The organism is Arthrobacter alkaliphilus (assembly GCF_021483235.1).
Classification (GTDB): Bacteria; Actinomycetota; Actinomycetes; order Actinomycetales; family Micrococcaceae; genus Arthrobacter; species Arthrobacter alkaliphilus.
Window position 1 is genome coordinate 89919 of the sequence record NZ_JAKEEC010000008.1, and the last position, 21623, is coordinate 111541.

Annotated in this window: 21 protein-coding genes and 2 tRNA genes; 13 read left to right on the forward strand and 10 right to left on the reverse strand. The window is 63.0% G+C overall.

The features are described from left to right. Window positions 1-16: 16 nt before the first annotated feature. The 9 genes from recF to L0B83_RS08115 all read left to right on the forward strand — a co-directional run bounded on the left by recF (window position 17) and on the right by L0B83_RS08115 (window position 9021). The gene (recF, locus tag L0B83_RS08075; protein ID WP_234757893.1) at window positions 17-1210 is read left to right on the forward strand and encodes a DNA replication/repair protein RecF; all 1194 of its coding nucleotides are present in this window, start codon (window positions 17-19) and stop codon (window positions 1208-1210) included. Continuing rightward, entirely contained in the window at window positions 1197-1751 is a 555-nt protein-coding gene (locus L0B83_RS08080) for a DciA family protein (RefSeq protein ID WP_234757894.1), read from the forward strand. Before recF ends, L0B83_RS08080 begins: the two co-directional genes overlap by 14 nt. Before the next feature lie 397 nt (window positions 1752-2148). After that, complete coding sequence (gyrB, locus tag L0B83_RS08085; RefSeq protein ID WP_308193966.1) at window positions 2149-4224, forward strand: DNA topoisomerase (ATP-hydrolyzing) subunit B; 2076 nt, start codon at window positions 2149-2151, stop codon at window positions 4222-4224. Window positions 4225-4286: 62 nt separating this feature from the next. Then, a complete protein-coding gene (gene gyrA / locus L0B83_RS08090; protein WP_234757895.1) occupies window positions 4287-7016 on the forward strand; it encodes a DNA gyrase subunit A in 2730 nt (909 codons plus the stop codon). Beyond that, entirely contained in the window at window positions 7013-7708 is a 696-nt protein-coding gene (locus tag L0B83_RS08095; protein WP_234757896.1) for a DUF3566 domain-containing protein, read from the forward strand. The genes gyrA and L0B83_RS08095 overlap by 4 nt, the downstream gene beginning before the upstream one ends. 113 nt (window positions 7709-7821) lie before the next feature. Further along, a tRNA-Ile gene (locus L0B83_RS08100) sits at window positions 7822-7895 on the forward strand. Between the two features lie 57 nt (window positions 7896-7952). Next, the gene (locus tag L0B83_RS08105; protein WP_234757897.1) at window positions 7953-8069 is read left to right on the forward strand and encodes a DLW-39 family protein; all 117 of its coding nucleotides are present in this window, start codon (window positions 7953-7955) and stop codon (window positions 8067-8069) included. Between the two features lie 73 nt (window positions 8070-8142). Beyond that, a tRNA-Ala gene (locus tag L0B83_RS08110) sits at window positions 8143-8218 on the forward strand. A gap of 260 nt (window positions 8219-8478) precedes the next feature. After that, window positions 8479-9021, forward strand: coding sequence for a DM13 domain-containing protein (locus L0B83_RS08115; protein WP_234757898.1), 543 nt, complete (start codon window positions 8479-8481; stop codon window positions 9019-9021). A 126-nt stretch (window positions 9022-9147) separates the two neighbouring features. Here the strand turns inward: L0B83_RS08115 and L0B83_RS08120 are convergent, their stop codons facing one another. After that, complete coding sequence (locus tag L0B83_RS08120; RefSeq protein ID WP_234757899.1) at window positions 9148-9672, reverse strand: MarR family winged helix-turn-helix transcriptional regulator; 525 nt, start codon at window positions 9670-9672, stop codon at window positions 9148-9150. 108 nt (window positions 9673-9780) lie between these two features. On the opposite strand from L0B83_RS08120, the gene L0B83_RS08125 reads away from it, so the two are divergent. Together L0B83_RS08125 and L0B83_RS08130 are read left to right on the forward strand one after the other, a co-directional pair. Beyond that, complete coding sequence (locus tag L0B83_RS08125) at window positions 9781-10848, forward strand: FUSC family protein (protein WP_234757900.1); 1068 nt, start codon at window positions 9781-9783, stop codon at window positions 10846-10848. Then, window positions 10845-11753, forward strand: a complete 909-nt coding sequence (locus tag L0B83_RS08130; RefSeq protein WP_234757901.1) for a DMT family transporter — start codon at window positions 10845-10847, stop codon at window positions 11751-11753. Before L0B83_RS08125 ends, L0B83_RS08130 begins: the two co-directional genes overlap by 4 nt. A gap of 6 nt (window positions 11754-11759) precedes the next feature. Here L0B83_RS08130 and L0B83_RS08135 read toward each other — a convergent pair whose 3' ends face one another. Then, a complete protein-coding gene (locus tag L0B83_RS08135) occupies window positions 11760-12644 on the reverse strand; it encodes a glycosyltransferase family 2 protein (RefSeq protein WP_234757902.1) in 885 nt (294 codons plus the stop codon). Window positions 12645-12766: 122 nt separating this feature from the next. Then, window positions 12767-13777: a hypothetical protein gene (locus L0B83_RS08140; RefSeq protein ID WP_234757903.1), complete on the reverse strand. Its 1011-nt coding sequence runs from the start codon at window positions 13775-13777 to the stop codon at window positions 12767-12769. Window positions 13778-13930: 153 nt separating this feature from the next. On the opposite strand from L0B83_RS08140, the gene L0B83_RS08145 reads away from it, so the two are divergent. Together L0B83_RS08145 and L0B83_RS08150 are read left to right on the forward strand one after the other, a co-directional pair. Continuing rightward, entirely contained in the window at window positions 13931-14473 is a 543-nt protein-coding gene (locus L0B83_RS08145; protein ID WP_234757904.1) for a peptidylprolyl isomerase, read from the forward strand. A gap of 21 nt (window positions 14474-14494) precedes the next feature. After that, a complete protein-coding gene (locus L0B83_RS08150; protein WP_234757905.1) occupies window positions 14495-15364 on the forward strand; it encodes a rhomboid family intramembrane serine protease in 870 nt (289 codons plus the stop codon). A 17-nt stretch (window positions 15365-15381) separates the two neighbouring features. Here L0B83_RS08150 and L0B83_RS08155 read toward each other — a convergent pair whose 3' ends face one another. The 7 genes from L0B83_RS08155 to L0B83_RS08185 all read right to left on the reverse strand — a co-directional run bounded on the left by L0B83_RS08155 (window position 15382) and on the right by L0B83_RS08185 (window position 21607). Next, window positions 15382-15852, reverse strand: a complete 471-nt coding sequence (locus tag L0B83_RS08155; protein WP_234757906.1) for an SRPBCC family protein — start codon at window positions 15850-15852, stop codon at window positions 15382-15384. Then, entirely contained in the window at window positions 15827-16231 is a 405-nt protein-coding gene (locus L0B83_RS08160) for an ArsR/SmtB family transcription factor (protein WP_234757907.1), read from the reverse strand. Before L0B83_RS08160 ends, L0B83_RS08155 begins: the two co-directional genes overlap by 26 nt. A gap of 584 nt (window positions 16232-16815) precedes the next feature. Next, a complete protein-coding gene (locus L0B83_RS08165; RefSeq protein ID WP_234757908.1) occupies window positions 16816-18171 on the reverse strand; it encodes an FtsW/RodA/SpoVE family cell cycle protein in 1356 nt (451 codons plus the stop codon). Window positions 18172-18310: 139 nt separating this feature from the next. Continuing rightward, a complete protein-coding gene (locus L0B83_RS08170; RefSeq protein ID WP_234757909.1) occupies window positions 18311-19390 on the reverse strand; it encodes a cation diffusion facilitator family transporter in 1080 nt (359 codons plus the stop codon). 304 nt (window positions 19391-19694) lie between these two features. Next, window positions 19695-20297: a DNA-3-methyladenine glycosylase I gene (locus L0B83_RS08175; RefSeq protein ID WP_234757910.1), complete on the reverse strand. Its 603-nt coding sequence runs from the start codon at window positions 20295-20297 to the stop codon at window positions 19695-19697. A 69-nt stretch (window positions 20298-20366) separates the two neighbouring features. After that, a complete protein-coding gene (locus L0B83_RS08180) occupies window positions 20367-21062 on the reverse strand; it encodes an alpha-ketoglutarate-dependent dioxygenase AlkB family protein (protein WP_234757911.1) in 696 nt (231 codons plus the stop codon). Next, window positions 21059-21607 (reverse strand): methylated-DNA--[protein]-cysteine S-methyltransferase, encoded by a 549-nt coding sequence (locus L0B83_RS08185; RefSeq protein ID WP_372461176.1) that lies wholly within the window; start codon window positions 21605-21607, stop codon window positions 21059-21061. The genes L0B83_RS08180 and L0B83_RS08185 overlap by 4 nt, the downstream gene beginning before the upstream one ends. Window positions 21608-21623: the final 16 nt, after the last annotated feature.

Here is a 21623-nt window from a genome sequence, read left to right on the forward strand (position 1 = left end):
CCGACCAGCAGTACGCGTGTATCTCGAGCATCTTTCGCTGACCGATTTCCGCAGCTACGCGCAGGTTGACCTCAAGCTGGGCCCCGGCGTGACGGTCCTCGTGGGGTCCAACGGCATCGGTAAGACGAACCTCATGGAAGCCATCGGATACTTGGCCACCTTGAGTTCACACCGCGTCAGTACGGATGCACCACTCCTGCGCTTCGGCACGGAGCGTGCTTTGGTCCGGGCGAAGCTTGTCCGCGGTGAGCAGTCGACGGTGGTCGAGCTCGAAATCAATGCCGGCCGAGCCAACCGTGGCCGGATCAACCGCGGAAACCCTGTGCGCGCCCGCGACATCCTGGGCATTTGCCAGACAGTGCTCTTCGCCCCGGAAGACCTGGCCTTGGTCAAGGGTGATCCGTCCAACCGCCGGCGCTTCATGGACGAACTGCTGGTCAGCCTCCTGCCAGCGCACGCGGCCACCCGCAGCGACTACGACCGCGTGCTCAAACAGCGCAACGCCCTGTTGAAATCGGCCCGGACCGGGAAATTCACCGCGGCCCACGAGGCAACCTTGGATGTGTGGGACCAGCATATGGCGCGGGCCGGTGCCGAGCTCCTGCATGCACGGCTTGAACTCGTCGAACTGCTTCTACCCCACCTCAAACGCGCGTACGCGCTTTTGACGGACGGATCGAAGGAAGCAAGCGCGGTCTACCGGTCCACCATCCAGGGTGCATTGGACGACGACGGCGGTCCCTCCGAGCGGCCCGCTCAAGGTCCGGACGGGGTTGAGGATCTCCGGGGATTGTCCGTGGAACAGCTCACCGAGCGCTACGTCCAGGCTTTCGCTGCTTCGCGCCGCAAGGAGTTGGAGCGTGGAATTTCCCTCGTCGGACCCCACCGCGACGAGCTCGAATTGGTTCTTGGCCAAGCTCCAGCCAAGGGCTATGCCTCCCATGGCGAAACATGGTCCATGTGCCTCTCCCTGCGGCTGGCCTCCTACTACGTCATGCTCGATGACACCCGGACCGGCGGTTCTGCTCCGATACTCATCCTCGATGATGTGTTCGCCGAACTGGACGTGCAGCGCAGGCGTAAACTGGCCGCAATAGTGGCCGGCGCCGAACAGGTTTTGGTGACGGCCGCCGTCGACGCCGACATTCCCGAGGAACTTGCGGGGCGGCGCGTGAAGGTTGTTCCCGGAGGCATCGATGGAGAAGGATAGGCCGGGCGGACGCCAGCCGGGCAGGGACCCGGACGAGATTGACGCTGCCCAATCAGCTCTGAACCGCATGCGCGAGGCGGCCGCCGCACGAGGCGAAGTCCGCCGGGCCGCCCCGCGGACAGGCGCCGCTCCGCAACGCAAGGGTGTCCGCGACACCCGTGGTTTCAGCCAATTCCATGGAAGCGGCCGGGATCCGCTTGGCTTGGGGAAAGTCGTCGGGAGGCTCGTCGCTGAACGCGGCTGGACGTCTCCAGTGGCCGTCGGTTCCGTGATGGCCGAATGGGATGCCCTGGTGGGACCGGAGATTTCCGCGCATTGCACACCGGAGAGCTTCACCGATACCACGCTCCATGTCCGCTGCGATTCCACGGCATGGGCAACGCAGCTCCGGCTCCTGAGCACCAGCCTCCTGGAGATGTTCCGAAAGGAACTCGGTGACGGAGTGGTGACTTCCATCCAGGTCCTCGCGCCGACCGCACCGAGCTGGCGGAAGGGCGCCCGAAGCGTCAATGGGCGAGGCCCCCGGGATACCTACGGGTAACTTCCAGTGCGCCTCGATCTGGATATTTGCTTGAAAGGCGCACAGGGGCCAGAAACCTCCCCGGGGCGTACAGCCCCCTAGAGGGTGCCGTTTTGGCGGCTTGCAGATGGGGCCAGCGGCCTCCCAGAGCTACTTTCCTGGGCATAAGGTCCGGTTTTTGCAAGGAACTGCGTCCAGTCACGATAGAATCGGGATAGACAACTGGGCGCCGGTGAACGTCGTTTGGCTCTGCTGGGCAGTACTTGTAAAAGCGGATCCGCCATTGACGAAGTAGCCGGCGTTAGCAGTGGCGTCCCTTGTTGGCGGCTGCCGTATCCCTGTGGTGTGTCCTGACGGACGTGCTTTTTGGTGCGGTGACGGCCGGCGACCATCGAACACGGAGGAGTCGAAAGCGCCTGTGGCTAACGACAATGCAGAGACCTTGGCAGTAGATCCCGCGAAGGAGAACGCCCATAAGCCGGACACGCCGTCGGGATCCAAGGAGTACGGTGCGAGCGACATTACCGTTCTTGAAGGTCTCGAAGCGGTGCGCAAGCGCCCGGGTATGTACATCGGATCCACAGGCCCGCGTGGCCTCCACCACTTGGTGTACGAAGTGGTGGACAACTCGGTGGATGAAGCTCTTGCCGGGTACTGCACCCACATTGAAGTGACTCTCCAGGCCGACGGTGGCGTGAAGGTCGTGGACGATGGCCGCGGCATCCCGGTGGACATGCACCCGACCGAGAAGAAGCCAACTGTCGAAGTTGTCATGACCATCCTGCACGCGGGCGGCAAGTTCGGCGGCGGCGGCTATGCCGTGTCCGGTGGCCTCCACGGCGTCGGTATTTCCGTCGTTAACGCCCTTTCGCGCCGGGTAGACACCGAGGTGCGCCGCCAGGGCCACGTTTGGCGGATGAGTTTCGCCGATGGCGGCAAGCCGCAGGGTGGACTCGTCAAGGGAGAGGCAACGGACCGGACCGGAACGTCCCAGACGTTCTACCCGGACGGCAGCATCTTCGAGACCACCGAATTCGATTTCGAAACCCTCCGCGCACGCTTCCAGCAGATGGCCTTCCTCAACAAGGGCCTCCGCATCACCCTCACGGACGAGCGTCCTGTCGCAGGAGCAGGCGACGACGACCTGGATCTGGACGCTGTCGCGACTGAGGGCGAAGTGGCCGCTGAACACCGCACTGTTGTTTATCAGTACGACGACGGCCTGCTCGACTATGTGAAGCACCTGAACTCGAACAAGAAGGTAGAAGTCGTTCACGAAGACGTCATTGCCTTCGAAACCGAAGACACCGAGCGGCACATCGCCGTCGAGGCCGCCATGCAGTGGACCACGGCCTATTCCGAGAGCGTCCACACGTACGCCAACACCATCAACACGCACGAGGGCGGCACGCACGAAGAAGGTTTCCGTGCGGCGATGACCTCGCTCATCAACCGCTACGCGCGTGAGAAGAGCATCATCAAGGAGAAGGATGACAACCTGACAGGTGACGACATCCGGGAGGGCCTCACGGCCGTCATCTCCGTGAAGTTGTCGGAACCGCAGTTCGAGGGCCAGACCAAGACCAAACTGGGTAACTCCGAGGTCAAGGGCTTCGTCCAACGGGTGGTCACCGACCAGCTCGGCGACTGGTTGGAACGGAACCCGGGCCCCGCGCGCGACGTCATCCGCAAAGCTGTCCAGGCGGCACAAGCACGCATGGCCGCCCGCAAGGCCCGTGACAACGCGCGCCGCAAGAGCCCGCTGGAATCCTTCGGCATGCCGGGAAAGCTGTCCGACTGTTCCTCAAAGGATCCCGCGCGTTGCGAGGTCTATCTCGTGGAGGGTGACTCGGCCGGCGGCTCTGCCAAGCGCGGACGCAACCCCGAGACCCAGGCCATCCTTCCGCTGCGCGGCAAGATCCTGAACGTCGAGCGGGCGCGTCTGGACAAGGCGCTTGGAAACAACGAAGTCCAGTCCATGATCACGGCTTTCGGCACGGGCATCGGCGAGGACTTCGATATTTCCAAGCTGCGCTACCACAAGATCGTGCTGATGGCCGATGCAGACGTGGACGGCCAGCACATCACGACGCTGCTGATGACATTGCTGTTCCGCTACATGCGTCCGCTGATTGAGAACGGCTACGTCTACCTGGCCCAGCCGCCGCTGTACCGCATCAAGTGGTCGAACGCCCCTCACGACTACGTCTACAGCGACCGCGAACGTGACGCCAAGCTGGCATCGGGCCAAGCCGCCGGCCACCGGATCCCGAAGGACAACGGCATCCAGCGCTACAAGGGCCTCGGCGAAATGGACTACACCGAACTCTGGGACACCACGATGGACCCGGAGCACCGCACGCTCCTGCAAGTCACCATGGACGATGCCCTGGCGGCGGACCAGACCTTCTCAGTACTGATGGGTGAGGACGTGGAATCGCGCCGGAACTTCATTCAGCAGAACGCCAAGGACGTCAGGTTCCTGGATATCTAGACAGGCCAAAAGCCTAGAAATATTCCAGTACTGACATATACCTGAAACGGAAATCATAAACCATGAGTGAAGAAACACCTGAGGTTCCCGCCGGGTCGGCCGACCTGCCGGAACCCGTGCTTGAGGGCGACGTGCTGACCGACCGCGTGGACCAGGTGGACCTGCAGACCGAAATGCAGCGTTCATACCTGGACTACGCCATGGCCGTGATCGTTGGCCGTGCGCTTCCGGACGTCCGCGACGGCCTGAAGCCGGTCCACCGGCGCGTTCTCTACGCGATGTTCGACGGCGGCTACCGCCCCGACCGCTCCTTCAACAAATGCGCCCGTGTTGTGGGGGAGGTCATGGGCCAGTACCACCCGCACGGTGACACGGCGATTTACGATGCCTTGGTCCGCCTCATCCAGGACTGGACGATGCGTTATCCGCTCGCCCTCGGCCAGGGCAACTTCGGTTCCCCGGGCAACGACGGCGCCGCTGCCCCGCGGTACACCGAAACCAAGATGGCGCCGCTGGCGATGGAGATGGTCCGGGACATCGACGAGGAAACCGTCGACTTCCAGGACAACTACGACGGCAAGAACCAGGAACCCACCATCCTGCCGGCGCGTTTCCCCAACCTGCTGGTCAACGGTTCCTCCGGCATCGCCGTCGGCATGGCCACCAATATCCCGCCGCACAACCTCCGCGAAGTCGCCGAAGGCGTGCAGTGGTACCTGGCCAACCCTTCGGCCAGCCGCGAAGAACTGCTCGAGGCATTGCTCGTGCGCATCAAAGGTCCGGACTTCCCGACCGGTGCCACCATCCTCGGCCACAAGGGCATCGAGGACGCGTACCGGACCGGACGCGGCTCCATCACGATGCGCGCGGTGGTGAATGTCGAGGAACTCCAGGGCCGCACATGCCTGGTGGTCACCGAACTTCCGTACCAGGCAAACCCGGACAACCTTGCCATCAAGATCGCCGAGCTGGTCAAGGACGGCAAGATCCAAGGCATCGCGGACCTCCGCGACGAGACGTCCGGCCGTACCGGCCAGCGGCTCGTGATCGTGCTCAAGCGCGACGCCGTGGCCAAGGTTGTGCTCAACAACCTCTACAAGCACACCCAGCTGCAGGACAATTTCGGTGCCAACATGCTGGCGATCGTCGACGGCGTCCCGCGTACGCTGAGCCTGGACGCCTTCATCCGGCACTGGGTGGCCCACCAGATGAGCGTCATTGTCCGGCGGACCCGCTACCGCTTGCGCAAAGCCGAGGAAGAGGCGCACATCCTGCGCGCTCTGCTGAAGGCGCTGGACATGCTGGACGAGGTCATTGCACTCATCCGCGCCTCCAACACCACTGAGGCGGCCCGTGACGGCCTGATGGGACTGCTGGAGATCGACGAACTCCAGGCCCGCGCCATCCTCGACATGCAGCTCCGCCGGCTCGCCGCGTTGGAACGGCAGAAGATCCAGGACCGGCACGCCGAGCTCGAAGCCATGATCACGGAATACAACGCGGTCCTGGCCTCCGAGCAGCGCCAACGCGACATCATCAGCCAGGAACTGGCCGAAATCGTGGCCAAGCACGGCGATGAGCGCCGGACGCACATCCTTATGGGCTTCGACGGTGACATGTCCATGGAAGACCTCATCCCCGAGGAAGAAGTGGTGGTCACCATCACCCGCGGCGGATACGTCAAGCGCACCCGCAGCGACAACTACCGCTCGCAGCAGCGGGGCGGCAAGGGCGTCAAGGGTGCCCAGCTTCGTGGCGACGACGTCGTGGAGCACTTCTTCGTCACAACCACCCACCACTGGTTGCTGTTCTTCACCAACCTGGGCCGCGTGTACCGGGCGAAGGCGTACGAGCTTGCCGAGGCCGGCCGCGATGCCAAGGGACAGCACGTGGCAAACCTTCTGGCCTTCCAGCCGGACGAGCACATCGCCCAGGTCCTTGACTTGCGCGACTATGAGCAAGCCCCGTACCTGGTGCTCGCCACCAAGAACGGCCTTGTGAAGAAGACGCGCCTGGAAGACTACGACACCAACCGAACAGCCGGCGTCATCGCCATCAACCTTCGGGACGGGGACGAACTCGTCTCGGCGCAGCTTGTGTCCGAAACCGACGATCTCCTCCTGGTCTCCCGCAAGGGCCAGTCAATCCGCTTCACGGCCACCGACGAGGCACTGCGCCCCATGGGTCGAGCCACGTCGGGTGTGACCGGCATGAAGTTCCGCGAAGACGACGAACTCCTCGCGGCCGACGTCGTGCAGGACGGATCGTTCGTGTTCGTGGTCACCGAAGGCGGCTACGCCAAGCGCACCGCCGTCGAGGAGTACCGGCTCCAGGGCCGTGGCGGCCTTGGCATCAAGGTGGCCAAGCTCCAGGAAGAGCGGGGCGACCTTGTCGGTGCGCTGATCGTCAACGAAGAAGACGAGGTCCTGGTGGTCATGGAGGGCGGCAAGATTGTCCGTTCCGCCGTCGCGGGCGTCCCTGCCAAGGGCCGCGACACCATGGGCGTTATCTTCGCGAAGCCTGACAAGAACGACCGCATCATCGAGGTGGCCCGCAACAGCGAACGCGGCCTTGACGAGTCCGACGACGATGAGGGCACCGACGACGCATCAAGCGTCAATAGTGTCGAAAATCCCGCCGGAGGAACGTCCGAGGCGGACGATGACGTAACGTTGGCTGCAAACGGCGGCGCCGATCAGGCGACCGCGACGGCCGAATCGGGATCGGCCGCAGGATCCGGTAATGGGTCCGGCGTCGAGCTGAACGAAGACAATACCGGAGGTAACGAGTGAGTAATTCGGACTCATATCCCAAGCCGAGTACGGGTGTCCCTGGAGGATTGCGGCAGCCGTCGGCTACTCCACGGGTAGACGCACCGGCCCGTCCCCAACAGCGGCCTGCGGCATCCGGCCCGGGTGCGGCAGGAACCGGCGCGGAAAGGGTTCCAGGCCAGCGACCGGCGGTTCCCGGTCAGCGACCCGCTGTTCCTGGACAGCGCCCCGCAGGCACACAGCGTCCTGCCGGCCAGCGCCCCGCCGTGCCCGGCCAGCGCCCAGTGCAGGGCCAGCAGCGGCCCGCCGCAGGGACCCCGGGGCTCGTGAAGCCAGCACCCAAGGCGAAGGTCCGCCGCGCGCGTTTGCTCGTCAGCAAGGTTGATCCGTGGTCTGTCCTGAAAATGGCATTCCTCTTGTCCGTTGCCTTGGGCATCGTGACCGTGATTGCCGCAATCGTGCTTTGGACCGTTCTGGACCTCACCGGCATTTTCAACCAGGTGGACAGCCTTCTTGGTACCCTGGCGGGCTCGGAAAGCGGGGGCTTCGAACTCAAGAAGGTCGCATCCCTCGGCCAAGTAGCCTCCTTCGCCACCATTATTGCCGTGGTGAATGTTGTGCTGCTCACCGCTTTGTCCATGTTGAGCGCCGTGCTTTATAACATTGCTGCAACTCTCGTGGGCGGCATTGGAGTGACCCTCACCGACGACTAGGCCAAGCCGTCGGAAATTGAGGCAAATTGCTGGAAAACAGTGGTGGAAATACCTCGATTTGAGATCGGGCCGGGATGTGCTGTAAAGTCGTGTCTCGGCCCGAAGAGGTATCGGGGCGTATAGCTCAGGCGGTTAGAGCGCTTCGCTGATAACGAAGAGGTCCCAGGTTCAAGTCCTGGTACGCCCACGGAACCTGCACAGGTTTTGCTAATGGTTCGGGAAACTGAACCGGAACGGGGTGCATGTGAAGAAGTTGCTGGTAGTTGCAGCTGCGATCGCAGGCGTCCTGCTCTTCAAAAAAGTGCAGGAATCCGAAGCCCAGAAGACAGTCTGGAGCAAGGCAACCGACACGGTTGACTAGCGAGAGACGCCCTGTCCGGAAGTGGTGAAAACCATCGAAAGAACTAGGGTAGTATGGACGGGTTGCTTCTTATGGGGGCATGGCGCAATTGGTAGCGCACCTGCTTTGCAAGCAGGGGGTTCGGGGTTCGAGTCCCCGTGCCTCCACCATAGGAAATAATGAAGAGCCAGGCGGCTAGACCGTCTGGCTCTTTTGTTTTCCTCAGTATGTCGCGGATTTTGGCGCGATGGTGGACGTTTTGGTCCGCTTACTCGACCGCACCACCCAGGGATCGGGCAATAGGTGGGCGGACTTCGCACCTGGTCAAAGGTTGTCTGGTTGCTGGTAAGTTGGCGGCATTGGGGTGTGCAGACGGTACTCCCGCGCACTGAAACGGATATCCGTGATGACTTCTTGCAAGGGGATATTGATGCCGACGCATCGAGAAGCCAAGGCCATCCCCGTTGGCCGGATTCTTGTCGCTGCTGTCGTCGCGGTGATGACGGCGGGCTGTACTTATGTCGCGCCGTCGGCCGGTTCTGAGGTCCGAAGCACGGAGGCATCTGTGTCGATTCCCTATCCGAGTCCGACGCCGACTTCGGTTGCCGCGTCATGGGGAGCTCCGTTGTCCGGGCAGTTCGTGAGCCAAGCGGCAAGGACCACCGGCAGCGTTCGCATCACGGGAACCACTGCCGGGGCAACGCTGACTTTGGAAGGCGTCTCGGTTTCCTCTGACCAAGATTTGAAGGTCGTGCTCAACGAGGGCGCGTTGTCCAAGGATCCCTCAGGGAACATGGTCGTCGACGACCCGAAGGGTATGGACATTGGTGCGAACCTGAAACCCGGTGGTGGCGGTTCGCAGTCCTTCCAGTTGCCGCCGGTTCCGGCGTTCAAGGTTCGAAGCGTCACGATCGTGGACTGGCAGAACCGGGTTGCTTATGGGACAGCGGATCTGATGCCCACCAGCAGATAGTCCTGCTCCCGTACCCGCCGTTCGACGCGGAAAATTCTCTGCGCGGCGCTCGTGGACCACCGACACGCGAATTCCGGTGTCGACAGGGAATTATCGCGTCGGTAGCTAATTTCCGCGTCGCCAGCTTTAGTGGCCGCGTCCTTGCTCCCACATTGAGGTCAGTGCCCGCAGGGGATCAACCAAGGCCTCGACGGCCCAAGCCGGAGCTTCGGCGAGGAGGGCATCCTCGAAGGCGAGCTGGGCGGGAATCACCTCGTCCACGAGCGCGGTGCCGGTGTCTGTGAGGACGAGCAGGGACGAGCGGCCGTCCGCCGGGTTGGCCGTCCGGCTCAGCAGACCCCGGGCCTGGAGGGCGTTCAGCCGCATGGTGATCGCGGAGCGCGGGGCAAGCAGCGTCTGGGCCAGCGTCGTTGGGCTCAGCGGTTCGCCCGAACGGCGCAGCGCGGACAGCACATCCAGCTCGCCGCGGGTGAGCCCGTAGCTGGCGAGGAAGGCGTCGCTGGCTTCGAGGATGAGGCGCGAAGCGCGCAGCACGCGATGGATCACCCCGAGGCTGGCGAAGTTTAGGTCCGGGCGCAGCCGGGCCCACTCACGCTGCATTCGGTCCACCACGTCGCCATGAGCGGGCAGTCCGTCCGTGTCCTGATCCATCCGGCTCCTCCGCAGCCCCGTAGCCGTCGCCTCGGTCAACCAGAATAGTAGTTCATAACTGTAGTAAACTTGAAGTACTTCATTTCTGTACCACTTCGGAAGGCGAAAATGACGCAGCCCACCCCCACTCGGTCCTGGTGGGCGGCAGTCTTCGACCTGGGCCCGCATGCCGGCGCGCATTGGACGGCCCTGCGGGCAAGCCTGGCGATCTTCGTGCCGCTGGTGGCTTGTTTGGCGTTCGGTCGCGATGACCTGCTGCTGTACGCGGCGATCGGTGCATTCACCGCCCTGTACGGCCGACACGAGCCGGCCCGGGTACGCGTGGCCATGCAGGCGCAGGCGGGTGCGGTGCTGGTGGTCGGCGTCGTCGTCGGCGCGCTAGTGGCGACCGTCCCGTTCCGGCTCTGGCTGCTCGTCCCGGTGGCCGCCGTCTGGGCCAGCGTCGCAGTAGTACTGGCCGAACTGGGCCGATGGCATCCGGCCGGAGCCCTCAACCCGGTCTTCGCCCTCACAGCCTCGGCCACGGTCCCGATCGCGCTGGACACGGTGCCCGCAGCCGCCCTCGCTGCGGCTGGAGCGGCCGTCTTCGCGCTGCTGCTCGCTCTCCCGGGTCGCACTGCCCGCGACGGCGGCGACGGCGCGGAAGGCGGGGACGACGGGAACCCGGTGCGGTACCGGCTGTCGTGGGGCGACCTACGCCCGTCCGAACCGGTGGGCCGCCACGCCGCCCGGTATCTGCTCGGTATCGCCGCCGCCGGCCTCGCCGTCGCGACCAGCGGCATCGGCCACCCCTACTGGACCTTCGTCACGGCATCCGTCCCCATGTCGGCACCTGACCTGCATGCCCGCCTCACGCGCGCTGCCCAGCGGGTGATCGGCACCGCCGCCGGCCTCGGCGTCGCGGCCCTCGTCCTGGCGGCCCACCCCAGCAGCTATGCCGCGATCATCTTGATCGCCGTGCTCCAGGCGTGCACCGAGCTGACCACCGGGCGCAACTACAGCATCGGCCTGGTCTTCTTCACCTCGATGGCCCTTCTGCTAGGCGATCTCATGCTGCCAGCCTCGATCGGCACCCTCCTGGGTCAGCGCGCGCTCGAGACCGTCATTGGCCTCACCATCGCCCTGGCCGCCACTGTCATCACCCACGAAAGGCGCACCACTAAGGTTGAAACGTGAACTTCATTGTTGCTGCCTTGGGTGTGCTCGGCGTCGCCTCTTCCGGACCCCTCATCGCAGGAACGCTTGGCGCTACGTCCGTCACGGCATTGGCTATCGCCTTCTGGCGTAACGCAATCGCCGCCGTCGTCATGGCCTCACCGATCCTGGTCCGCGAGCCGCGCAGGTTCCGCAAGGTCAGACGCAACGAGTTCACGTGGTCCGCTGTTGCAGCAGTGGCGCTGGCCTTCCACTTCGCGTGCTTCATCACCGCACTCCAGCTCACCTCGGTGGCGGCCGCTACGGCCCTGGTGTGCCTGCAGTCTGCGTGGATCGCCGTCTTCCAGCTCCTCCGCGGCACAAAGCACCGTTGGCCGGTCCTGGTGGGCTTGGGTATTGCGCTGGGCGGCGTCGTGGCCATCACGGGCTTCGATATGGGGACGTCCCGAACGGCGATCCTTGGCGACCTCCTGGCTGTCGCGGGAGGTGCCTTGGCCGGGCTGTATACCTTGGCCGGCGGCAAAGCCCGCCAGAGCATGGGCGTCGGAACGTACACGACGCTTTGCTACGGGATCTGTGCGGCCATCGTCGCCGTGCTGGCCCTGGCGGGCGGCCAGCCACTTGTAGGGTTCGACGCCGGCGGCTGGCTGGGGATCCTTGCCATCACTGTGTGTGCACAACTTGTGGGACACACCGCCTTCAACCATCTCCTGGCCACCATGAGTCCTCTGCTGGTGTCCATGATCATCCTGCTGGAGATTCCGGGCGCTGCCCTTCTTGCAGCGGCCTTCCTGCATGAGACCCTGCCGGCCGGCACGTATGCGGGACTTGCCCTCATTCTGGTTGGACTCGCCGTCGTCGTGGCCGGCCAGCGGCGCGGCAAGAGCGACGGCGAAGGCACAGTCGCCGAACTCGGTGCTGACTAAGCGGGGCTACAGGCCGCCGCGGCGAACGCTCTGGCTCGCATTGGCTGTGTGGATGGCGCGAAGCAGCTTGGCCGGGAAATAGACGGAGAAGAAGACCACCATGGGCGCCTTCAACGCCATTTTCTTGACGTTGTGGGCCTTGTAGGTGCGGTCGAAGCGGGTCACGTAGTAGCGGTAGTCTCGCGGGGAATCCTCGAGCCTGCGGGCTGACATGCCCGAGACCATCTGCGGCCAGTACTGCACCCTGAGGTCGTGGTCGGCAAGGTGCAGCGAAAGATCGATGTCCTCATGCATCTCGTCCTTTTCATCCGGGCAGGTTTCGTCGCGGATGGTTTCCCAGGCGGAACGGCGCAGCGCCATGTTGGAGCCGAAAAGGAAGTGGTACTGGTGCTTCGCCAGCCGAAGCATCAGCTGGCGCATTTTGTCGTCGGCCTTGAGGCCGAATCGGCGCATCGGCATGTCGTAGTAGACCACCGGGCCCGTGGCAGCCTGCACCGAGGGATCGGCGAAGGCCTTTTGGACCTGCTCGACCCAGTCCGGTTCCACAACGGAGTCGGCATCGATCCGTCCCAGGACATCCGACGTGGCCCTATTGAGGCCGAAGTTACGGGTGGGGATGAGTCCCTGTGCCTCGTCCTGGCTTAGGAGGATAATGGGGCTCTCCGGGTATTCCTGCTGCATCTGCTGGACGATCTGCGCCGTCCGGTCTGTGGACATGTTGTCCACGACGATGATCTCGTCGGCAGGAACAGACTGGTAGATGGCCGCGATCAGGCACTGCCGTATGACGCTTTCCTCGTTGTATGCCGGAATGACGATTGAAACGCTCGGCTTCACGGGTGCGACGGCTGCGTTAGTGGCTGCATCTGCGAAAGATCTGTCGGCTAGCATCTCCACAAATCTAACATCAGGCCGGTGTCCCCTGAGGGAGCCCCCGGTGACACGTGGCCAAACAATTGAAGGGATCCCGGCGAACCGGAATCCCTTCAATCTGGAACGACTATGGCTTGATTCTAGGCCTCGTGTTTCCCGGCTTCCTCGATAGCTGCCTCTTCCTTGGCCGCTTCCTCCGTGGCTGCCTCTTCCTTGGCCTCTTCGTCCTTGTGCAGGCTGGCGGCGATGTTCTTTACCGCCGTCTTGGCATCGGTCGCCACCTTGTCCGCGGTCTCCGTAGCGTCTTCGACAGCGTGCTTTGCTTTCTCAGCGGCGGTTTCAGCCTTGTCGGCTACCTTGAGTTTCAGATCGTCGACCTTGTCCGCCAGCTTGTCGGCAGCTTCCTTGGCCTTGTCGGCGGCCTTCTCGGCTGCCTCGGCGGCCCGTGTCGGCGATGGAGTTACCGGGGCGGGAGTCTTCCAGGGGTCCTCGACCGGGCGGCTGGCCCGCCACGCGGCGACGCCGGCCGCGGCCGCTGCTGCGATGACCGTGAAGATCAGGAATCCGCGCTTTTTCGGCTTCCGGGTCTTCGAGAGTTCTTTCGAGACTGTCTTGGATGCTTCCTCGGCCGCGGCCTTCAGCTGGGCCGCTGTGACTTGTGCCTGCTCCTGCAGGTTGTGAACGACTCCCGAGTCAACCAATTTCTGGGCGACTGCGTCCACCTGTGCGGGTGCGTTTTCAAGGGCTTGGTGGACAACCACGGAGGCCTGCCCGAGCTGCTCCGAGAGCTTGGGGAGGTATTCCTCAACAACCTTGTCACGGGCGTGGCCAAGTGCCGGAGTGGCCTTGTTGAGGGCTTCCTGGATTTTGGGTGAGGCGTCCTCGACGACGTCGTGGATCTTTGGTGCGAGGTTCGCCAGGCCTTCTTGGAGCTTTGGCGTGACAGTTGCAACGCCGTCGGCGAGGTTGGTCGCCGCCGACTTCAGGCCTTCCTGAAGCTTCGGAGAAGCGGAGTCGATTCCGTGCTGGATGCGGGGAACCGCCCAGTTCACAGCTGCTTCAACCCGCGGTGCCGCCCAGTCCTTGGCATTTTCAACACCGTTCACAACCGTGTGTTCAAGTTCGCGGGCAATTCGGTCCGATTTCTTCACAACTACCTCCCGATCAACATGCTCGTTTGTTGTTAGCCTACGTCGCTTGTACGGCACCGGCTATCTATCCGGCGGATTCATGCAAGATTTCACCGAGCGCGGAACCACCTGCCTGGCCGCCACGGCGTTGACCCTGCGTGGAAGAATGGCCCTATGACCATCGCAACCGCACAAGCAACTTTCCACACGAGCCTCGGCGACATCAGGGTTAACCTCTTCGGCAACCACGCGCCCAAGACGGTCGCCAACTTCGTTGGCCTGGCCACGGGCGAAAAGTCCTGGACGCACCCGGAGACCGGCGAAGACAAGACCGGCACGCCGCTGTACAACGGCACGATTTTCCACCGCATCATCAAAGACTTCATGATCCAGGGCGGCGATCCCCTCGGCCGCGGCATCGGCGGACCGGGCTACAAGTTCGACGATGAGATCCACCCGGAACTCAACTTCAACGCCCCCTACAAGCTGGCCATGGCCAATGCCGGCATCCAGATGGGCAAGGGAACCAACGGTTCCCAGTTCTTCATCACCACGGTCAACACCGACTGGCTTTTCGGCAAGCACTCCATCTTCGGCGAGGTTGCTGACGAAGAGTCCAAGAAGGTCGTGGACGCCATCGAGTCGGTCCGCACCGGCATGGGCGACCGCCCCGTTGAAGACGTCGTCATCAACAGCATTGACATCGTCCAGCTCTAATTCCGCGAGCCTGAACAGCATATGAGTTACGGAATCCCGGCGGCAGAGCCGTCTGCAGACATTCCGGTGTGCCCCAGGCACCCGGACAGGCCCTCCTATGTGCGGTGCCAGCGTTGCGGGCGACCAGCATGCCCCGAGTGCCAGCGGGCGGCCGCCGTCGGGTTCCAATGCATTGACTGCGTCAATGAACTGAAGCGTTCGACGCCGGCAGCGCGTTCCGCCTACGGCGGCGCCGTCGCGACCGGCCGCCCTGTGGCGACGTACTTGCTTATCGGGCTGTGCGCCCTGGTGTACGTGGCGCAGTGGCTGGTTCCCGACGATGCGGTTTTCGGCCAGTTTGCTTTCGCGTCCGTTTACGCCATGCCGCAATACGGGGACGTCGAGCCTTGGCGCATGCTGACCAGTGCTTTTGTCCACTCACAGGGCTTTGTTCTGCATATCTTGCTCAACATGTACATGCTCTGGGTTTTCGGCCAATTCCTTGAGCCCGTCCTCGGGCGTGTGCGCTTCCTGGCTGTGTACCTGTTGTCAGCCATTGGCGGCTCCGTAGGCTTCCTGCTGCTCACGCCGACGCTGCCCGCCGTCGCGGTGGTAGGTGCGTCAGGCGCTATTTTCGGCCTTTTCGGCGCACTCTTGGTGATACAAAGCCGTCGCGGCGGGGACACCCGGCAGTTGTGGATCCTGATAGCCATCAACGGCGTGATTGGATTCGTTGTCCCCGGCATTGCCTGGCAGGCCCACTTGGGCGGCCTTGTTACCGGTGCCCTGTGTGCGGCCGCGATCGCCTTTGCTCCGCGTGGACCGCGCCAGGCGCTGCTGCAGACTGCCGGCATGGCCCTGGTGGCCGGAATCCTGATCCTGGCCACCGTCCTTCGGGCGACGGCGGGATAACACCCCCTGCGCTTTTCTTAGCCCAGGAGCTCCGCCAAGCGGTCCATCGACTCTTTGATGCCCGCATCCATGCCGCTGGCTAATGCCATGTCCCGTGCCTCCACCGAGGGAAATACGGAGTGCTGCACCACGCGGGTGCGGCCGCCAAGGTCTTCAAACCTGATGGTGTCCAGCGTCACTTGCCCAGGGGCGCCGTCGAATTCGAAGGTCTGGATGATCCGCAACGGCTCCTGGACCTCATGGAAGACCCCACGGAACCCGAACTCGTTGCCCTGGCCGTCCACATGCGTGTAGCGGTAGCTCCCGCATGTCCGTGCCTCGTATGACTCCACACGCATTTCCAGGCGACGCGGACCCAGCCATTTCATGACAAGTTGCGGATCCGTGAAGGCCTGGAACACGCGCTCCGGCGCGGCGTCGAAGTCCCGGCTCGTATCGATGAACGGCGTCCCTGCCGTGACATCAATGGTGGTTGTGTTGGTGCTCATTGTCCTTCTCCTTTTCCGGATTGTCCTGATCGGCCGTTTCGGCCAAGAGCTCGTCCAGCCGGGTGAAGCGTTCTTCGGCCTGAAGACGGTAGTTCTCGATCCATTCGGCCAACGGGCCGAGCGCCGTGGTATTCAGGTGGCAGGGACGGCGCTGCGCTTCCCTGCTCCTCGTGATGAGCCCTGCGCCCTCAAGCACCTGAAGGTGCTTCGAGATGGCTTGGAGGGTGACAGGGAAAGGCTGGGCGATCTCGTTGACGGTGGCATCGCCCAAGGCCAGCCTCGCCAGTATCTGCCGGCGGACAGGGTCCGCCAGGGCCATGAACGCCCTGTTGAGCTGGTCTTCCGCGTCCAGCGCAGCCGTACGAATCGTGTCCTGCATGCGTCTCCCCTGCCTGGCTCCGGGCCTGAACCGACTTATGCCTCGTACCCAGTATTCAAGCAACTGGTTTATCAACTAATGGGTTGAGTACTTCCAGCCTAAAACTGCGTGCTGACTCGGTCAAGGTTCCTGGGACCTGTTTTCCACAGGAGTTATCCACACTGTGCGTAACTTACAGGCGTGTAGTTCTCTGGCAAACGCACTTCGCGAGGCGGTATTGCAGGGATTTGCCTTCTCTGGGGCAAATCGCGTCCACACCTGTGGATAACTTTTGCCTGCGGTCCTGTGGGTATGTGGACAAGGGGGCTATTTTCGGCATGGGTGTGGACAACCGCGGCGTTAGCGCCCAAGAGAGCACTGTATCAACAGGGTTATCAACACTGTTAATAACTCACAACAATGTAGTTCGATGGCCTTCCGGCCTTGTGGGGCCCGCCGTTCCGGGAGTTTTCCACGTGGCAGGCACAGCTTTTCCCCAGCTGTGGATAACTTGTGGGTAGCTGCCTGTTGTTAAGTGCGTAACTCCGGCCTACCGTGTTGACGCGTCTGGCCGGGGCCGCTCGCTAAGCGGTTGCCGGCGTGTGTCAGACCGGAACGTGTTCGGTCTGGGTAGCAACCGTTTGGGGCCTGCGGGCGGCGTCACTGATCCGCAGCAGCAGGGCAACGATGATCCAGTTGGCCAGGAGTGAGGATCCGCCGGCAGAGAGGAACGGCGTCGTCAGTCCAGTGAGGGGAATAAGGCGGGTGACGCCGCCGATAATGATGAAGCACTGAAGAGCCATGGTGAAGGCCAGGCCGCAGGCAAGGAGCTTCCCGAAGGCATCCCGGATGCCCAGTGCGGCCCGGAATCCCCTTGTGAAGAGGAGCAAGTACAGGAGAACGATCGCGAACAGCCCGATCAGGCCCAGTTCTTCACCGAGGGAAGCGATGATCATGTCGCTGTTCGCAAAAGGCACAAGGTCCGGGCTCCCGAGCCCGAGGCCCTTGCCGATCAGGCCGCCGTCGGCCATTCCGAAAAGGCCTTGGACGATCTGGGCGCTGCCGCCGGGGAACCGGGTGAAGACCTGGGGGTCGAAGGCATTGATCCAGGCGTCGATGCGCAAACCGACGTGGGGGAAGATCTTTGCCGCGGAGTACCCGCCTACGAGCATGAGTACGACGCCGAGGACGAGCCAACTGGCCCGGCTCGTGGCAACGTAGATCATCACGATGAACAAGCCGAACAACAGTATGGACATTCCTAGATCGTGCTGGAAGACCAGCACGCCAACGCTCGCCGCCCAGGCGGTGATCATCGGCCCGGTGTCCTTGATCCTGGGGAATTGCAGGCGGCCGAATTTCCTGCCCGCAAGCAGGATCAGATCCCGGTTGGAGGACAGGTAGCCGGCGAAGAAGACGGCGAGCGTAATCTTCACGATTTCGCCGGGCTGGAATTGCAGTGAACCGAGGCGGATCCAGACATTGGCGCCGTTGATCTCGCCTGCCGAAACGCCCGGCACCAGCGGAAGGATGAGGAGGGCAGCGCTGACCGCAAGTGCGATGAAGGTGTAGCGGCGCAAAAGCCGGTGGTCTTTCAAAAGCCACAAGACGGCGCCGGCTACCAAGACCGAGACGATCGTCCAGGTGAGCTGATTCGCCCCGGCGGTCGTACCGTTCGAGACATCCAGGCGCCGGATCATGGCGATGCCGAGGCCGTTCAAAGCCACCACAATCGGGAGGATGAGCGGATCCGCAAACCTTGCCTTGAACCGCAGGACGACGTGGAAAGCAGCGGCCAGCGCCGTCAAGGTACCGGCTTGAAGCCAGAAGCCAACGTCGAGGGCTTCCTTCTTGTCGACGCTGGTCATCGCAAGTGCGCCAATGCCGACGCCAAGTGCCAACACCAGCAGCACCATCTCGACGTTTCGGCGAGGCTTCGCCGGAATCGCTTGCTGGCTCATGTGGCGTCTTCTTTCGTCGTTCTGGGCGGTCGGCAGGTCCGGTTCCCTGGCTCAAGATCGGGTCAGTGCCTCAACATAAGGTTCAGTGGGCCATCATATCCGGAGCGGCTGGGGAGCGGTCGGGAACGGGATCCTTTGATCACCGTCCGCCGGCAGTAACGGTCTGTATCACCATGTCGTCGAGCTTCGGAAGTGCGTGCTCCAGCCGATACCTGGCCCGGCTGACAGTCTGTTCCACCTCTGACAGCGGCACGTTGGCGACGACGATCGTGCTGGCGCCTTGCAGGCGATGGCCGACCCACCGAAGTTGCAGCTTTGGCACTGACAATACGCCGGGCGCCATTTCCAACGCCGCCTGGGCGCTGTCGAGCAGTTCCGGTTCCACGCCATCCATCAAGCGCCGTCCGATGCTGCGAACCGTACCCCAAAGGAGGACAAGGATGGCTGCCGAAATCAGCAGGCCGACGATCGGGTCCGCCAACGGTAGACCGAGCAAAACGCCGCCAGCTCCGAGTACCACGGCGAGGGAGGTGAACCCGTCTATGCGCGCGTGCACGCCGTCGGCAACGAGCGCAGCGGACCCGATCTGCCGGCCAACCCGGATCCTGTAGACGGCCACAATTTCATTGCCCGCGAAGCCTGTGACTCCGGCGGCAAGAACCCACCACAGATTGTGAAGGGGTTGCGGATGGAACAGGAGATCAATGGATTGCCAGGCGGCGACCACTGCCGAAAGGGCGACGACGCCGACGATGAACAGTCCGGCAAGATCCTCCGCCCGCCCGAATCCGTAGTTGAAGCGGCGGGTTGCCGGACGGCGTCCCAGAATGAACGCGATCCACAGCGGCACGGCCGTGAGCGCGTCCGAGAAGTTGTGGATGGTGTCGGCCAGCAACGCGACCGAACCGCTGATGAGGACCACAAGAAACTGCAGGAGCGTGGTGCCCAAGAGGATGAAAAGGCTGATCTTCAGTGCGCGGACGCCCTGTGCACTGGACTCAAGGGCGTCATCGATTGAATCGGCGGCATCGTGGGTGTGCGGGACAAAAAGCTCGTACAGCCACCCTTTGACACCCGCGTGATGCTCGTGGTCGTGCTCGTGGTCGTGGTCGTGGTCGTCGTCGTGATGATGCCCGTGCGAGTGTCCGTCGTGGCCGTGGTGATGGCCAACAGGATGCTGAGACACTGCAGCCGGGTAATGCCCCTTATCTGCATTCATACGCATATTCTTTCACATGTCGGCCAAGACCGCGTCGGGGTCGGCAAAAGCGGTCCGGAATCCGATCACTGCGGGGCGTGAGCAGGTTCAGAATGAAGTTCTCAACTCTTCAGAGTGAACTCTCAGTGAAACCGCGGACACTATCCACAGCCTTGTGCACGCTGGGTAAAACCCCCGGAACATAGCCTGAAGCCCCGGCTATCGCCGGAATGCCGGGGATTCCCGGCTCATATACATGGATGTCCACAGAAATTGTCCACAGTTGTGGATAAAGTTACGCACTTCTGTGGAAAGCGGCTGCCCATCAGGGCCAAACCCCGGAGCTGCCCCGACGATGGCTGTCAAGAAGGTGGGTATCGATGATCCCGATCGCTTCCATCAGCGCGTACATGGTGGTGGGGCCGACGAAAGCGAAGCCCTTTTTGCGTAACGCCTTGGACAGGGCGATCGACTCCGGCGATTGGGTAGCGACGTCGGCAAACGTCCGCGGCTCCGGCGTGGACTCCGGTTGGAACGACCACACGAAGTCCACCAGCCCGCCCTCGTCCCGCAAGGCGATGGTCGCTTTGGCGTTGGTGATGGCCGCACGGATCTTGAGGCGGTTGCGTACGATCCCCGAATCCTGCATCAACCGCTCCACGTCCGCCTCCGTGAAAGCCGCGACGCTTTCAGGGTGGAAATCCAGGAAAGCAGTCCGGAAGGCCTCCCGTTTGCGCAAAATGGTGGCCCAGGACAGTCCCGCTTGGAAGCCCTCGAGGCTGATGCGCTCATACAAACCCCGTTCGTCCCGTACAGGCATGCCCCACTCGTGGTCGTAGTACTCACGCATGAGCGGGTCGACGGATGCCCATGGGGGACGAGCAAGGCCGTCATCGCCGATAATGGTGCCGTTCTCAGGCGGGTTCATGGCTTTCCTTCTCAAGACGCCGGGCAGAAGCAGTTGTTCACATTGTGCTGTTGACATTGTGCCTAAGCACTACGACATTCCAGTGACCCGCATGGTGATGTTGATCCGTCCCTCAGGAATCCCGCAGCCTTCAGGAGCGGTTCCGGGGAGAACTTTGGTGACTCCGTGATAGGCGAAACGGGAAGCGCCTCCGAACACGAAGAGGTCCCCTGAGGAGAGTTCGACGTCGGTATACGGCTTGGTGCGCGTCTGCGTGTTTCCGAAGCGGAAGACGCAGCTGTCTCCGATGCTCAGGGACACCACAGGGGCCCGGGACTTTTCGTCCTTGTCCTGATGCATCCCCATCTTGGCGGCCCCGTCGTAGAAATTCACGAGCGCCGTGTCCGGCGTATAAGCGCCGGCTTCGGCAGGGTCGCCATAGGCTTCCAGTATTGCTTTGCGGCCCACGCGCACCATCCAATCGGGAAAGTCGAGGACCCGCCGCCCGTTGACGTCAAATGCCTCCCGGGTGTACCGGTAGGGCTGCCAGTGCCAGCCAAGGCAGACCGTTCGCACGGACATCGGGTGGCCGCCCGGAAGGACGGCGGCGCGCGGGGGCACGGGACCCCGCGTCCACTCTTCGAAACGGGCCGCGATCCACTCCTGCTGCTCCAGGCTCAGCCAACCCGGCAGGTGCACAGCGCCGGGCGCGATCTCCCGTGGACCGGCGTCGGGCGGGTCCGGCAACTCAAGCGGAAACAGGGGTTCCGTCCATCCTGAACTCATGCGGCCTCGAGAGCCAACAAAGCACGCTTGGCTTCCGTACCGCCGAGGTAGCTGCCGAACGATCCATCGGACTTGACCACCCGATGGCAAGGAAGAATCACCGGCAACGGGTTGGTGGCGCACGCAGTGCCAACGGCGCGCACGGCCCGCGGGCTTCCGGTCGCCAAAGCGACTTGTGCGTAGCTTTCCGTGTGGCCGTAGGCGATCCGCGGCAGGTGTTCCAGGACGCTGAGGCGGAATCCACGCGAAAGGCTGAAATCCACGGGAAGGTCGAATTCGCGCCGGGTCCCGGCAAAGTACTCGTCCAGCTCCCGGGCCGCGGGATCCAGGCGGTCGGGTGCGAAGAGGATCCGCGGACTGAGCTTTTCCGCGAGCAACTGCAGCACGGCGTCGTGGTTTTCCACCTCGAATGCCACGCGCAGAATTCCTCGTTCCGTGGCCGCAAGGAGCAGCTTGCCGATCGGGGAATCCACCGTGCGGTAGGCAATGTCGAGCGTGTGCTGCTCCGCAGCTGCGGCCGTCAACCGCTCGTGGAGCCTCTGCATGACGGCTGGTTCTGCG

What these genes read in the sequence shown, in the direction of transcription:
- L0B83_RS08175 (WP_234757910.1), bottom strand. Translation starts at nt 20,297, where the DNA reads ATGAACCCGCCTGAGAACGGCACCATTATCGGCGATGACGGCCTTGCT.
- L0B83_RS08120 (WP_234757899.1), bottom strand. Translation starts at nt 9,672, where the DNA reads ATGGATCAGGACACGGACGGACTGCCCGCTCATGGCGACGTGGTGGAC.
- L0B83_RS08155 (WP_234757906.1), bottom strand. Translation starts at nt 15,852, where the DNA reads ATGAGCACCAACACAACCACCATTGATGTCACGGCAGGGACGCCGTTC.
- L0B83_RS08180 (WP_234757911.1), bottom strand. Translation starts at nt 21,062, where the DNA reads ATGAGTTCAGGATGGACGGAACCCCTGTTTCCGCTTGAGTTGCCGGAC.
- L0B83_RS08145 (WP_234757904.1), top strand. Translation starts at nt 13,931, where the DNA reads ATGACCATCGCAACCGCACAAGCAACTTTCCACACGAGCCTCGGCGAC.
- L0B83_RS08135 (WP_234757902.1), bottom strand. Translation starts at nt 12,644, where the DNA reads ATGCTAGCCGACAGATCTTTCGCAGATGCAGCCACTAACGCAGCCGTC.
- L0B83_RS08080 (WP_234757894.1), top strand. Translation starts at nt 1,197, where the DNA reads ATGGAGAAGGATAGGCCGGGCGGACGCCAGCCGGGCAGGGACCCGGAC.
- L0B83_RS08115 (WP_234757898.1), top strand. Translation starts at nt 8,479, where the DNA reads ATGCCGACGCATCGAGAAGCCAAGGCCATCCCCGTTGGCCGGATTCTT.
- L0B83_RS08170 (WP_234757909.1), bottom strand. Translation starts at nt 19,390, where the DNA reads ATGAATGCAGATAAGGGGCATTACCCGGCTGCAGTGTCTCAGCATCCT.
- L0B83_RS08185 (WP_372461176.1), bottom strand. Translation starts at nt 21,607, where the DNA reads ATGCAGAGGCTCCACGAGCGGTTGACGGCCGCAGCTGCGGAGCAGCAC.
- gyrA (WP_234757895.1), top strand. Translation starts at nt 4,287, where the DNA reads ATGAGTGAAGAAACACCTGAGGTTCCCGCCGGGTCGGCCGACCTGCCG.
- L0B83_RS08165 (WP_234757908.1), bottom strand. Translation starts at nt 18,171, where the DNA reads ATGAGCCAGCAAGCGATTCCGGCGAAGCCTCGCCGAAACGTCGAGATG.
- L0B83_RS08125 (WP_234757900.1), top strand. Translation starts at nt 9,781, where the DNA reads ATGACGCAGCCCACCCCCACTCGGTCCTGGTGGGCGGCAGTCTTCGAC.
- L0B83_RS08150 (WP_234757905.1), top strand. Translation starts at nt 14,495, where the DNA reads ATGAGTTACGGAATCCCGGCGGCAGAGCCGTCTGCAGACATTCCGGTG.
- L0B83_RS08160 (WP_234757907.1), bottom strand. Translation starts at nt 16,231, where the DNA reads ATGCAGGACACGATTCGTACGGCTGCGCTGGACGCGGAAGACCAGCTC.